We start from the raw sequence: 13,277 nt of genomic DNA, 5'->3' as shown, positions 1-13,277 counted from the left end.
CGTCCCCACCCCCGCCGCCAAGGCGATACGCGTGCGAAGGAGCCCGCGATGAGCGAGATGATCACCGCGGACCTGGTCGATCTCGACCTGTCCGCCGACACCAAAGAGGCGGCGGCCCGCGCCCTCGCCGAACGCATGGTCGCCCGCGGCCGGGTGACCGACCTCGACGGCTTCCTGGCCGACGTCGCGGCCCGCGAGGCGCAGATGCCGACCGGCCTCGACGGCGGCATCGGCATCCCGCACTGCCGCAGCGGGCACGTCACCGAGCCGACCCTCGCCTTCGGCCGCAGCACCGACGGGATCGACTTCGGAGCGCCGGACGGCCCGGCCGACCTGATCTTCCTCATCGCCGCACCCGCCGGAGCGGACGACGCCCACCTCACCATCCTGTCGTCGCTGGCACGGCAGTTGATGGACGAGGACTTCAAGGCGGCGCTGCGCACGGCGACCGACGCGGGGGCCACGGCGGCGCTGATCCGCGGGGACGAACCCGAGCCGACTCCCGAGCCCGCGCCCACTCCCGAGTCGGAGTCCACGCCTGAGTCGGAGCCCACGCCCGCGCCCACTCCCGAGCCGGAGCCCACGCCCGAGCCGACGCCTGAGTCGGCGTCCACGCCCGAGCCCGAGACCGCTCCCGCGGCCCCCGCCGCGAAGTTCAAGATCGTGGCCGTCACCTCCTGCCCCACCGGTATCGCCCACACCTACATGGCGGCCGAGTCCCTGGAGAAGGCCGGCCGGGACGCGGGGGACGTGGAGGTGGTGGTCGAGACGCAGGGCTCAGCCGGGTTCACCCGTCTCGCCCCCGACGTGATCGCCGCAGCGGACGGCGTGATCTTCGCGCACGACGTGCCCGTACGGGAGAAGGACCGCTTCGCCGGCAAGCCCACCGTCGACGTCGGCGTGAAGGCCGGCATCAACCGGCCGGCCGCCCTCATCGGCGAAGTACGCGAGAAGGCCGCCCGCGGCGAGACGACCTCGGGCACCGCGCCCGCCACCCCCGTGGACCGGGCCGGTGACACCGGCGACAGCTACGGCACCAAGCTGCGCAAGTGGCTGATGAGCGGCGTCAGTTACATGGTCCCCTTCGTCGCGGCCGGCGGACTCCTCATCGCCCTCGGCTTCGCGATCGGCGGCTACACCATCAACAAGGCGCCGTCCGTCGCCGAGCACTTCGTGTGGACCCAGACCGACAGCTGGGCCGCGCTGCTCTTCCAGGTCGGCTCCGTCGCCTTCGCGTTCCTCGTCCCGGTCCTCGCGGGCTTCATCGCGTACGGGATGGCCGACCGGCCAGGCCTCGTGCCCGGGTTCGTCGGCGGCTCGATCGCGCTCACCATCAACGCCGGCTTCCTCGGCGGCCTCGCCGCCGGTCTCATCGCGGGCGGCGTCGTGATGGCGATCCAGAAGGTGAACGTGCCACCCGTACTGCGCGGGATCATGCCGGTGGTCGTCATCCCGCTGATCTCCTCCGCGGTGGTCGGCTTCCTGATGTTCCTCGTCATCGGCAAGCCCATCGCCTCCCTCCAGCGCGCCCTGACGGACTGGCTCAACTCCCTGTCCGGCGCCAACGCGATCATCCTCGGCGTCATCCTCGGCCTGATGATGTGCTTCGACCTGGGCGGCCCGCTGAACAAGGTCGCGTACGCCTTCGCGGTCGGCGGCCTCGCGAATCCCACCGAAGGCTCGCTCAAGGTCATGGCCGCGGTGATGGCCGCCGGCATGGTCCCGCCGCTGGCCATGGCCCTCGCGACAACCGTGCGCGGCCGGCTCTTCACCAAGACCGAGCGTGAGAACGGCAAGGCGGCCTGGGTGCTCGGCGCCTCGTTCATCACGGAGGGCGCGATCCCGTTCGCTGCGGCGGACCCGCTGCGCGTCATCCCCGCCTCCATGGCAGGTGGCGCGGTCACCGGCGCCCTGTCGATGGCCTTCGGCTGCACCCTGCGCGCCCCGCACGGCGGCATCTTCGTGGTCCCGCTGATCGGCAACCCGTTCCTCTACCTCATCGCGATCGCCGCCGGCGTCTGCGTGTCGACGGCCTTGGTCGTGATCCTGAAGGGCATGCGGAAGTCCGCGCCCGAGGGCGGGGCGGACGGAGCGGGCGACGCGACGGCGCAGAAGGAGCAGGAGCCGAAGATATCGGTGGCCGCCTGACAGTTCGGAACCGTCCGCTCATGCGAGACACGTCACGGTCCGGGACCCAACTCCCGGACCGTGGTGTTGACGGGGGCCATGCCTGAGCACGTGTCGATCTTTCAGTGGGTGTACTGACGAGGAATCCGGGGTCGTCACGCCCGGGAGGAATCGCATCCACGGGGTGTGTCGCGGAGCGTCGCCGTGCTGTGCGTGGCCATGACGGCCACGGAGTGTCGGAAGCCTGTCGGCGGTGAACCGTGATCTGTCGGCGGTATGTCAGCGGAGGGTGCGAGCTTGAGCGGGTTGGTGCTCCTCATGAGCACACTGCCCCCGAGCGCAAGGAGCCTGTCGCCGTGTCTTCCGCATCCCAGAGCGGGCCCTGGGACGTACACCGCCTGCCGTCTGCCGAGGGCAGGGCCTTCCTGGTCACGGGGGGTAACGCCGGGATCGGCTACTTCGTCGCGGAGCAGCTCGCCGCCACCGGTGCCGTCGTCGTACTCGGCAGCCGGGACGCCACGAAGGCCGACGCCGCCATGGCCTCGATCCGCTCACGCGTCTCCGGCGCACACTTACGGCACCTTCAACTCGACCTCGCCGACCTGTCGTCCCTGAAGGCCGCCGTGGACAGGCTGGACCTCGGTCATCTCGACGCGGTGGTCTACAACGCCGGGGTCGCGCTCGACGACCCGCCGCGTCGAGAGACCGAGGACGGCCACGAGTTGATGTTCGCCACCAACCACCTCGGCCACTTCGCGCTCACCCAGCAGCTGGCCCCCCTGCTGTCCGCGGCATCGGCAGGCCGCATCGTGACGGTGGGAAGCTTCGCGGCGCGGTCCGAGCGACTGGACCTGGGCGATCTGCAGTCGACCCAGGACTACCGGCCGAATCGCACCTACGGCCGATCGAAGCTGGCGCAGATGTGCTTCGGCTTCGAACTCGATCGCCGCCTGCGCGCCGTCGGCAGCACGGTGCTCAGCGTGGTGGCCCACCCCGGCGGCGCACTGGACTCCCTCACCCCGTCCCGCCCGCCGGTACGCGTGACCACCCCCAGCGAGCGGCTGCGCGCCTTGCCCGCCAGGCTCCTGGTGCAGGGCAAGGACGCCGGAGCATGGCCCGTCGTCCGTGCCGTCCTCGACCCGGAAGTGCAGGGAGGACAGCTGTGGGGGCCAAGGGCCTTCGGCCTGCGTGGCACACCACGGCGTGAGCCCGTCCCCGCTCACATGGCCGATCCAGCTATCGCTGCTCGCCTGTGGGCCGCCAGCGATGAGCTGGCCGGCACCGACCCGCACCTCGGCTTCCGGTAGGCGCTCAGCCGTACCCACCCCGGCCAACCGGGCGCTCAATCACAACCAGTTGCCTGCAGGAGGCCGTTGATCCAGATCATCGAGACACGGAGACGGAGATCGGCCCGGTAGCTCTCGGGCGTCTTGTCGTATCGAGTCGCGATGCCCCGCCAGGCCGTCACCTTGTTGATCAGGCGCTCGACGGTGTTCCGCTGAGTGGGCCCAGGCCCGGCCGCTGCTCCCGGTGCCGGGCTGGCTGCGGCGGCCAGTCGGAAGGGTACTGTCACCGGCAGATGCTGAACGCGATCCGCTACCTGGTTCCTTGAGCCGGGCGACGACGTCGACGGCGTCACCGCCCACGACGGTCGCGTCCGGCCAGCCGAAAGGTGCGCCGACAGCCGGGGCTTGAGGTAACGGCCCCGAGCAGGAAGAGCGGCGAGTCAGGGGGTGACCCTTGGGTCACCGGGATGATGAACCTGCCTGCGACGGTGGTGTCGACCACCCTGGCCGCGCGGACGCCCCGAACTTCAAGGGCCGCTTCTGCTCCCGCACGGCCACCCTAGTTCTGCTGTGGCTGAGGTGGCTCAGCGGGCAAGGGAGAGGACGCCCAGAGCGGTGCCGTGTTCGTCGATGACAGGCAGGGCGTCGAGCCGGCAGTAGAGCATTGCCTGCTCGGCTTCGGCCATCGTGGTCACCGGAGAGGCGAACGGCCCTCGATCGCCGAGGATGTCCCGCAGTTGAACCCGGTCCGTGTACGCGGAACTGTCGCGGACTGCCGTCAGCTGGGCTTGGGTGACCAGTCCGGTGCACTGACCGCTGTCGTCGCGGATGAGCAGGTGCCCGGTGCGGGCGCTGGCCATGACGGACAGGGCTACCTCGACGGTCATGTCCTCGCAGGCCTGCGGTCCGCCTGTATCCATGGCGTCGGCCACCGTCCTGGGCACGGGGGTGGCACTCGTCGAGCGGGGCTGCATCTGAACCAGTGTCAAAAGGTGCCTCCTGCAGAGATGGGTCAATTTTCGGATCACGAAGTCTTCAGGCCGCCGCATCAAAGGACGACGGCCGCCCGCCCGCGCGCCGGGCGGCCGAGGCGGGGCTGCGTCGGCCGCGTGAGGATGCGGTGCGCTTACGCCGCTCGGCGAGCGGCGCGGTGATCGTCACGGGGATGCCGGAGGGGGTCTGGGCGCCGGTGATCCGGCTGAGGGCCTCCTCGCCGGAGCGGACCTGGGTGGTCTGGGGCACGATGCCGGCAGCCGTCATGAGGCGGGACATCTCGCGGCGCTGGTTGGGGGTGACCAGGGTGACGACACTGCCGGACTCGCCGGCGCGGGCGGTGCGGCCGCCGCGGTGCAGGTAGTCCTTGTGGTCGCTCGGCGGGTCGACGTTGACGACGAGGTCGAGGTCGTCGACGTGGATGCCGCGAGCGGCGACGTTCGTGGCCACGAGCACGGTGACGTGTCCCGTCTTGAACTGGGTCAGGGTCCGGGTGCGCTGGGGTTGCGATTTTCCGCCGTGCAGGGCGGCGGCCCGCACCCCGCTGTTCAGCAGGTCCTGGGTGAGCCGGTCGACGGCGTGCTTGGTGTCCAGGAACATGATGACCCGGCCCTCGCGTGCCGCGATCTGCGTCGTCGTGCGGTGCTTGTCCGCGCCGTGGACGTGCAGTACGTGATGTTCCATCGTGGTGACCGCGCCTGCGGACGGGTCGACGGAGTGGACGACCGGGTCGGTGAGGTAGTGGCGGACCAACCGGTCGACGTTGCGGTCGAGGGTGGCGGAGAACAGCATCCGCTGGCCCTCGGGGCGGACTTGGTCCAGGAGTGCGGTGACCTGGGGCATGAATCCCATGTCGGCCATCTGATCGGCCTCGTCCAGGACGGTGATCGCGACCTGGTTCAGTCGGCAGTCGCCACGGTCGATGAGGTCCTTGAGCCGGCCCGGCGTCGCGACGACGACCTCCGCACCGGCGCGCAGCATATTGGCCTGCCTGCCGATCGGCATTCCGCCGACGACGGTGGCCAGGCGCAGCTTCACCGAGCGGGCGTAGGGGGTGAGTGCGTCGGTCACCTGCTGGGCCAGCTCCCGCGTCGGCACGAGGATCAGGGCCAGCGGCTGGCGGGGCTCGGCGCGTTGTCCGGCGGTGCGTGCCAGCAGGGCCAGGCCGAAGGCCAGGGTCTTGCCGGAGCCGGTGCGCCCGCGCCCCAGGGCGTCGCGGCCCGCGAGAGTGTTGGGCAGGGTCGCGCCCTGGATCGGGAACGGGATGCTCACGCCGTGTGCGGTCAGCGCTGCCAGTAGTTGCTTGGGCATGTCGAGGTCGGCGAACGCTTCGACCGCGGGCAGTGCGGGAGTGATCGTCTGCGGCAGGGCGAACTCGCCCTGGACCGCTGCGGGCCGTCGGCCCTGGCCGCCCGAGCGCTTCGGACCCCTTGAGGCCGGGGCGGGTGAGGCGGAGCGGCCGGCCCGCCTCGAACCGGCACTGGAGGTGAAAGCGGGGCCGTCGGCCCGGCGAGTGCGGGAGGAGCGGCCGTTGGTACGTGTGGGGTTCATTCAGAACCTTCCTTGATAGGGCACGTATCAAAGGAATCCGCGCAGCGAAATAGCAGCGCGGGGAATCGCAAGAACGGGCCGAATGGAATTCGAAAAGAATCTGGTTTGCAGTGCACCCGGTGCGGAGTGCAGGCGATGGCATGGTGACGTCATGTGGATGCGAAATACCGAACGTCAACCGGTACAGCTCCGAAGAGCGTGTATCCCTGGGGAATTGCTGTCGGCGGTGTTGTCCCACAGGTGGCATCACTGCGGGAAACGCCCGCAGCTGGGGCCCGCACCCCGAGGGATGCGGGCCCCAGCTACAAGATGTGCGTCGGCGTCAGGCGGGAACGATGTTCTCGGCCGTCGGGCCCTTCTGGCCCGGCGCGATGTCGAAGGTGACCTTCTGCCCTTCGAGCAGCTCACGGAAGCCCTCGGCGGCGATGTTCGAGAAGTGGGCGAACACATCAGCGCCCCCACCGTCCTGCTCGATGAAGCCGAAACCCTTGGCTGCGTTGAACCACTTCACGGTGCCTGTTGCCACGTCATATCTCCTCAGGGGCAGTACGCCGGAACCTGCGATGGGCGGATACCGGGTCGCCGCGATGATGCCCCGTCCGGAATTTGACCGGCCATACAAAAAAGCTTCCGCCGGCCGAAAATACCCGCGAAGACGCTTGAAGTTTGGGAACCACAACTGCAACTGGGATCGACAGTAGCACGAGGTAGTGGCCCGTGTACGGCAAATAATTCCGGCCTGTTAGTTGCGGTAAAAACACTCCCTGCGCGGCGCGCTGAACCCTCACCTCGCGGTCATAGATATTGACCCGCCCGGAGCGCAACATTTCAGGAGGAGCGGCTGCTCACGGCTCGGAGAAACACAATCATTTCGGTGGCGCCGTCCTGCCCGGCGACGGCCCCATCGGCCCATACGCCGGTCTTCACACAGATCAGGGCCGCGCAGCCGTTGCTGCGCGGCCCTGATCGCGCACCGCCCAAGATCCGACCACCGTCACCTGAAGGCCGGCGCCCGCTGTCGCGGTGAACAGCCGGACTTTCCTTGAGGTAGCCGCACGCTCCGGCCGCGGTCGGGAAGGTCAGGCGAGGTTGATGTTCTCGGCCTGGGGACCCTTCTGGCCCTGGGTGACATCGAACGTCACGGCCTGGCCTTCCTGGAGCTCACGAAAGCCCGAGGAGTTGATCGCGGAGTAGTGGGCGAACACGTCCGCGCCGCCGCCGTCCTGGGCGATGAAGCCGAACCCCTTCTCCGCGTTGAACCACTTCACAGTTCCCGTAGCCATGTCTCATGCCTTCCAGTCGATGTACGCCTCCCGCAACGTACGGAAGGCGGAGGTGATCGCCCTGGTTCCTGCGGCACAGCACAACGCCCACGCCGAAGACGTGGGCGTCGGGAAACTTCCGAACCATGACAGCTGACGCAGACGCTACACGCCGGCACGCCCTGTCACCACGGGAAACGACCCACGTGTCGCACCCGACGGGGCGCGGGGCGCCCCTCTGGTGCACGGCGGGCGTCCTGCCTCAGGCCGCCGGCGGGCCGGACGATTCGGCGGCGCGGCGGTATTCGGCGTTGATGCGCTGGGCTTCTTCGAGCTGGTCTTCGAGGATGACGATGCGGCAGGCAGCCTCGATGGGAGTGCCCTGGTCGACGAGCTCGCGGGCGCGGGCGGCGATGCGCAGTTGGTAGCGGGAGTAGCGTCGATGGCCGCCCTCGGAGCGCAGCGGTGTGATGAGTCGGGCTTCACCGATGGCCCGCAGGAAGCCCTGGGTGGCGCCGATCATCTCGGCGGCCCGGCCCATGGTGTAGGCGGGGTAGTCGTCGTCATCGAGACGTCCGAACGAGTCGTCTGCTGTCATTGCACCTCTCTGTGGAACGCGTTGAGGGGCCCTGGTGCTGTGTGGCACCAGGGCCCCGAAGGAACTGCTACACCATCTGCCGACTCTATGACTGCGTCGGCCCTGTGTTTCCGCAGACCCGACCGAGCTGCTGTCGGGGTTGCGGGGATCGCGGTTGCTTGACCGGAGACCACCTCACTATCGATGTCCTGCGGTACCCGGGCTCGAGACTTCTGCCCGGGCGATCCTGATGGCGCCTGGATCCTCCGTTCTTTCCCTCTGAACCAATCACTCACCGAAGGGGACTTGCATACTGCTGATCCTGCGTACTGCTGGTGGCCTTCAACAGCGCCACCCTTCGGCAGCCAGCCCCGTCGCCCGTCCTGCATCTGCTCTGGCTTGGAACCCCACTGCCGAACCTCCCGGCACGCGCGCCCGCAGCCGACGCCTTTACCGAGGAACCACTGACAAACGCACTGCTGTACTGCGAACTGCACCTACTGAACTGCTACTGCGGTACTGCTCATGGCGGCCCCTGATCGCTGCGGGCCACCCGGTCCGGTCGTCAGTCCCGTCGCCGTCCTGCAACAACGCTGGCTTCGACACTCCACCACCGCACCGTCCTGCGAACTGCTGTACTGCTGCCCGGCAGTTCGTCTCTGCCGCGCCTTGTTTGATCTCGGCTACGAGAGAAACCATAACCACGCCACCACCCAATGTCTACTCTGGCCGACACAGATTTCCGCGTGTCGGGCAGAGAGATAGTCGACCTCGATCGCAGAAGAGGCATGGAGCGGCCCCCACCCCAACCGGTGCTTCACAGGGCGAGGCCGTGTCCATGCCCGAGATTCTCTGGTCGGTACTGGGATGTCTTCGGCGGGACGGACCGTGCACCCGCGCATCCGCAAGGAATCTGGATCGATGACCGCCCAGTGGTGGTCCAGCCGGACGCGATCTCGTCATGGACCTGGGGACGCGGGCGGCAGGGCGAGATTCCTGGCTCAGGCTGTCCGTCGGACGACGGCCCAGCTCCCCCAGCCTGCCCTGGCTTCGAGGGCCTGCCACTGTCCGGGCAACGCTGCGGCGACGTCGGCGGCCGCCAGGTAAAGGGGACCGTCCTCTCCGAGTTGGTTGATCCACAGAAGTACGCCGTTGGGGGCAAGTACGCGGGCGGCTTCGGCGGGGAAGAGCAGCATGTCAATGCCGGCGATGGCCGCTACTGACGCGTCGGCGAGTGGCAGTCGGCCGGCATCGGCGCGTACACGGTTCGGTGAGCGTGATGCGGCCTGGTGAAGCATCTGCTCGGACAGGTCGAGGCTGATCACGCTCGTGAAGGTGGAAGCCAGCAGTCGCGTGAAGAGCCCGGTGCCGGAGCCGATCTCGACGCAGGGGCCGGCAGGGTACGGTCCGCCGCGGGTGAGGGCGTCGCGCAACGGGTCGTCGCGGCCGGTGGCGTGCATGGTGTCCCAGTCGGCGGCGAGCTGGTCGAACTGGTCGGCGATGAACTGGGCGCTCTCGGCTGTCCAGGCGCGCCGTCCTGCCGCGATGTCGCGGGCAAAGGCCCGGAAGCGTTCCGCGGTGCCGGGCGGCGGGAGCAGTTTGCCGTCCGGGCTGGGCATGGTGCGCGGCAAGGTGACGTTCACCAGGCCAGTGCAGCATGTACAGCATGCCGTGCGGATCGGCCCGGGGGTGGAAGGGCAGCCCCGCCTCCGGGTGGAGAGGGAGGAAGGCGAACGCGCGGCCTCGTCCGCGATGCGCATTCCACACCACCGATGCCTGGACCGGGCCGCGCTCGCCTCTACCAAGCCGTGGTCGCCGTCATCTGCCGACGACCCTGGCTCACCTGACTTTGCCGGACGCGACCCAGGTCGTGCGGGCGTCCAGTTGTGTCCGGGATACTCCTGAAGCGACTGTCCCGTGGTTGATGTCCGAGATCTGTTGGAACTGCAATGTCCGTTCAGTTTCACCTAGTTGGTGACCCAGTCACGCAACGTAGCGTCAAATCGACATCGCTGTACGTGAGTTGTGTGCAAAGAATGCAGGTATGGGCGAGATTTTTCACGTCAGGCTTTGAAATGGTCACAGGAAGGTCACTAGGGTCGGGTCTCGAACCTCCGATCGGGTGATCACTCACATGAGGTGAGTGACGGTGGAGGGGGCCCGCCCACTGGGTGTTTGTGGGCGGCTGGAGGAAGAAGGAGATCGCCTTCGTGGCGTCCCACCGTCGATCCAAGCAGTCGAGCCGTGCCCGTGTGACCGTACTCACGGCGACCGCCGCCGCTGCCGTGGCCCTTACTTCGCAGGCCGCCAACGCGGCCCCCAAGCCGACGAAGAGCGAGGTCAAGGCGAAGGTCGACAAGCTCTACGAAGAGGCGGAGCGGGCCACCAACCAGTACGACGGGGCCAAGGAGAAGCAGAAGAAGCTGGAGAGGGAGATCGGCCAGCTCCAGGACAAGGTCGCCCGTGAGCAGGGCGAGCTCAATGAACTGCGTACGGGCCTCGGTGCGATGGCCGGCGAGCAGTACCGCTCGGGTGGCATCGACCCCTCGGTCCAGCTCTTCCTCTCCGCCGACCCGGACGACTTCCTCGACAAGGCGTCCACGCTCGACTCGCTCTCCGCGCGGCAGCTGGAGTCGCTCAAGAAGGTTCAGGCGAAGCAGCGCGAGCTGGCCCAGAAGCGCGCGGAGGCCGCAGAGAAGCTCCAGGACCTCGCCGGCACCCGCACGGAGCTCGGCAAGAAGAAGAAGGAAATTCAGGCCAAGCTCAGCAAGGCGCAGAAGCTGCTGAACTCCCTGACTGCCGCCGAGCGTGCCAAGATGGCCGCCGACGAGGCTCGGGCCAGCCGATCCTCCACGGGCCGCGTCAACCTCGGCAATGAGGTGGCCGCCTCCAAGTTTGGCGCCGCCGCCCTGAACGCGGCCGCCTCCCAGATAGGCAAGCCGTACGTCCGTGGCACCACGGGGCCCAACTCCTACGACTGCTCGGGCCTCACGCAGTGGGCGTACGCGCAGGCCGGTATCCAGATCTCCCGGGTCACGTACACGCAGGTCAACGACGGAACCCGGGTGGGCATGAGCGCACTCAAGCCCGGTGACCTGGTCTTCTTCAACAACACCGAGCATGTCGGCCTCTACGCGGGTAACGGCCAGGTGCTGCACGCGCCGCACCCGGGGGCCTCGGTGCGCTACGAGTCGATGAGCACGATCGGCAGCTTCCAGTTCGGCGTCCGCGTCGCAGGCTGATCGTGCCCGCATCTGATCCTCGTACCAACGGCGCCCGGGAACACGCCCGTTCGGGCGGATTCGTGGCCCTCCAACGTTCGTGTGGTGGCCGGTACCGCGCACAGGACACCGGCTGACGCGGTCACCACTGCACTGGCGCTGCGCCGGTGGAGTGTGATGCCGTGTGCTTCTGTGACGGCGAGCTGCGGCTCGATTGCCGGCCATGTGCGAGGCGGCCCTGCGTTAGCCCTTGAGCACGCCCAGCGGCACCAGGCGTGCTACAAGGCGGCCCGTGTCGTTGTGCTCGCTTGCCCGGACAACGGCGTCGACGTCCTTGTACGCCTCGGGCGCTTCCTCGATCACGCTGCGCCAGGAAGCGGGGCGCACCGCGACCCCTGCACCGGCCAGCTCGTGGCGCAGTTGTCGGACAGACGTCTCGCGGTGGGCACGGTGCCGGCTCCAGACGCGGCCCGCGCCGTGGCAGCAGGAGTCGAACGCCCGGTTGCCGGTGCTGCCGGTCATGACGTACGAGGCGGTGCCCATCGTGCCGGGCACGAACACCGGCTGGCCGAAGCGGCGCAGGGCGTCCGGCAGGTCGGCGTGGCCCGGCGGCAGGGCTCGGGTGGCGCCTTTGCGATGGACGCACAGCAGCGCCCGGGCACTGTCGTGGGGGTGGGTTTCCAGCTTGGCCAGGTTGTGCGAGACGTCGTAGAGCAGGTCCAGGTCCGAGCCGGTCAGCTGCAGGAATGCACGGCGGGCGGCGTCGGCGAGCAGCTGGCGGTTGGCGCGGGCGTAGTTCGCGGCGGCGGCCATCGCGCCCAGGTAGGCGCGGCCTTCGGCCGAGTCGACGGGTGCGCAGGCCAGTTGCGGGTCGGGTACATCGATGCCGTAGCGCCGCATCACGGCATCCATGGCCCGCACGTGGTCGGAGCAGATCTGGTGGCCCAGGCCGCGCGAGCCGCAGTGGATCATGACGCACACCAGGCCGGGGCACAGGCCGAACGCCCGCGCGCATGCCTCGTCGTAGACGGTGTCGACCGCCTGGATCTCCAGGAAGTGATTGGCTGAGCCCAGGCTGCCGACCTGCCCGGCGCCGCGGTCCAGCGCGCGTTCGCCGACCTGGGTGGGATCGGCGTCGCCGACGGCTCCGTAGTCCTCGCACCGCTCCAGGTCACGTGGCACGCCGTGGCCCTGCTCGACCGCGTACCGGGCGCCGCCACGCAGGATTTCTTGCAGCTGCGGCCGGCCCGTCAGGTGCCACAGTCCGCCGCGCCCGAGCCCGCGTGGGATCAGTCCGTCCAGCCGGTCCATCAGCGCGGGCAGTCTGTGCAGCAGGGCGGTGCGGTCGATGTGCGCGGTGAGCAGGCGTACCCCGCACGAGATGTCGAAGCCCACCCCGCCCGGCGAGATGACGCCGCCACCCGCGACTTCGGTGGCGGCCACGCCGCCGATGGGGAAGCCGTAACCCCAGTGGATGTCGGGCATGGCGTACGAAGCGCGGACGATGCCGGGGAGCGTGGCCACATGTGCCACCTGCTGAAGGGCCTGGTCGCCGGACTCGTCCGGCAGCAGCTCCCGTGGAGCGAGGACGACTCCGGGTACGCGCATGGCGCCGGTCTGTTCGATGCGGAACCGCCAGGGTCCGTCTGTCACGAGCCGGATGTCCATGTCGGTTCGGCCTCCTCGGCGAGGTGTTCCGGCGCGGGACGCCGGGACGGACGTCACACATCCAGCGTCACTCGGCACGCCCACCCGTGCGCGTCCTGGGCCAGTCGCAGCCCGTGCAGCGCGACGGCTTTGGGCACGGCCCCGGTCTGCGTGGCCGTCGAGCTGTCTGCCATCGTGAATTGCACGCGTACGTCACCCGGTTCCGGCGTCACGGTGATGTCAACAGGGAGTTCGCCCGCAGCGTCCATGCGGTAGACGACCTCCTCAAGCACATCGACCAGGAGCCGGCCGTCGTCTCCCGCCGCCACCACGCACTCCCGCGCCACGCAGGAGGCGTCGGCGGGCAGGTCGGCGAAGCTGGCGACCATGCCCCGCACTGCCTCGGCAATGCACTCCTCGCGGGTCGGTGCCCAGGCCTCGACGCGCAGATCACCGGTGTGCGGAACACTACGATGACCGTGTGGAGAATGCCCGGGCCCGGTGGTCATGGGCGTCCGGAGATCCGGTCGGTCGGGCGCACTCACGTCCCGGCGCGGCGGATCCGGCGCCGGGGCGGCCGGCCCGCGAACCACGACGCCGATGTCTGTCCTTG

The 13,277-nt window shown here is 68.9% G+C and carries 12 protein-coding genes; 4 read left to right on the top strand and 8 right to left on the bottom strand.

The window, feature by feature from the left end; genetic code table 11:
• Positions 1 to 48: 48 nt before the first annotated feature.
• Both OHO83_RS08025 and OHO83_RS08020 read left to right on the top strand, forming a co-directional pair.
• Positions 49 to 2,148, top strand: a complete 2,100-nt coding sequence (locus OHO83_RS08025) for a PTS fructose transporter subunit IIABC (RefSeq protein ID WP_330278981.1) — start codon at positions 49 to 51, stop codon at positions 2,146 to 2,148.
• A gap of 335 nt (positions 2,149 to 2,483) precedes the next feature.
• Positions 2,484 to 3,434 carry an SDR family NAD(P)-dependent oxidoreductase gene (locus OHO83_RS08020; protein ID WP_330278980.1) on the top strand — a complete coding sequence of 317 codons (951 nt, stop codon included), beginning with the start codon at positions 2,484 to 2,486 and terminating at the stop codon, positions 3,432 to 3,434.
• 563 nt (positions 3,435 to 3,997) lie between these two features.
• On the opposite strand, the gene OHO83_RS08015 is transcribed toward OHO83_RS08020, so the two are convergent.
• The 4 genes from OHO83_RS08015 to OHO83_RS08000 form a co-directional block, all read right to left on the bottom strand.
• A complete protein-coding gene (locus tag OHO83_RS08015; RefSeq protein WP_329432683.1) occupies positions 3,998 to 4,402 on the bottom strand; it encodes a CBS domain-containing protein in 405 nt (134 codons plus the stop codon).
• Positions 4,403 to 4,448: 46 nt separating this feature from the next.
• Positions 4,449 to 5,957: a DEAD/DEAH box helicase gene (locus tag OHO83_RS08010; protein WP_329432682.1), complete on the bottom strand. Its 1,509-nt coding sequence runs from the start codon at positions 5,955 to 5,957 to the stop codon at positions 4,449 to 4,451.
• 322 nt (positions 5,958 to 6,279) lie between these two features.
• Positions 6,280 to 6,483, bottom strand: coding sequence for a cold-shock protein (locus OHO83_RS08005; RefSeq protein ID WP_266677442.1), 204 nt, complete (start codon positions 6,481 to 6,483; stop codon positions 6,280 to 6,282).
• Between the two features lie 553 nt (positions 6,484 to 7,036).
• On the bottom strand, positions 7,037 to 7,240 hold the full coding sequence (locus tag OHO83_RS08000) for a cold-shock protein (RefSeq protein WP_266571304.1): 204 nt from the start codon (positions 7,238 to 7,240) through the stop codon (positions 7,037 to 7,039).
• Between OHO83_RS08000 and OHO83_RS07995 the strand changes: the two genes are divergently transcribed.
• A complete protein-coding gene (locus OHO83_RS07995) occupies positions 7,239 to 7,376 on the top strand; it encodes a hypothetical protein (protein ID WP_266677444.1) in 138 nt (45 codons plus the stop codon). The two genes, OHO83_RS08000 and OHO83_RS07995, sit on opposite strands and share 2 nt — an antisense overlap.
• 105 nt (positions 7,377 to 7,481) lie before the next feature.
• Here the strand turns inward: OHO83_RS07995 and OHO83_RS07990 are convergent, their stop codons facing one another.
• Together OHO83_RS07990 and OHO83_RS07985 are read right to left on the bottom strand one after the other, a co-directional pair.
• Positions 7,482 to 7,817, bottom strand: a complete 336-nt coding sequence (locus OHO83_RS07990; RefSeq protein WP_266677446.1) for a MerR family transcriptional regulator — start codon at positions 7,815 to 7,817, stop codon at positions 7,482 to 7,484.
• Between the two features lie 980 nt (positions 7,818 to 8,797).
• On the bottom strand, positions 8,798 to 9,439 hold the full coding sequence (locus OHO83_RS07985; protein ID WP_330278979.1) for a class I SAM-dependent methyltransferase: 642 nt from the start codon (positions 9,437 to 9,439) through the stop codon (positions 8,798 to 8,800).
• A 567-nt stretch (positions 9,440 to 10,006) separates the two neighbouring features.
• Here OHO83_RS07985 and OHO83_RS07980 point away from each other — a divergent pair.
• Positions 10,007 to 11,038 carry a C40 family peptidase gene (locus tag OHO83_RS07980; RefSeq protein ID WP_266677450.1) on the top strand — a complete coding sequence of 344 codons (1,032 nt, stop codon included), beginning with the start codon at positions 10,007 to 10,009 and terminating at the stop codon, positions 11,036 to 11,038.
• 222 nt (positions 11,039 to 11,260) lie between these two features.
• Here OHO83_RS07980 and OHO83_RS07975 read toward each other — a convergent pair whose 3' ends face one another.
• Positions 11,261 to 12,685, bottom strand: coding sequence for an RtcB family protein (locus OHO83_RS07975; RefSeq protein ID WP_329432680.1), 1,425 nt, complete (start codon positions 12,683 to 12,685; stop codon positions 11,261 to 11,263).
• 53 nt (positions 12,686 to 12,738) lie between these two features.
• Positions 12,739 to 13,173, bottom strand: a complete 435-nt coding sequence (locus OHO83_RS07970; RefSeq protein ID WP_266677452.1) for an archease — start codon at positions 13,171 to 13,173, stop codon at positions 12,739 to 12,741.
• Positions 13,174 to 13,277: the final 104 nt, after the last annotated feature.

It is taken from the genome of Streptomyces sp. NBC_00569, assembly GCF_036345255.1.
In the GTDB taxonomy this organism is placed as follows: domain Bacteria; phylum Actinomycetota; class Actinomycetes; order Streptomycetales; family Streptomycetaceae; genus Streptomyces.
This window is presented reverse-complemented; position numbering and strand designations above follow the sequence as displayed.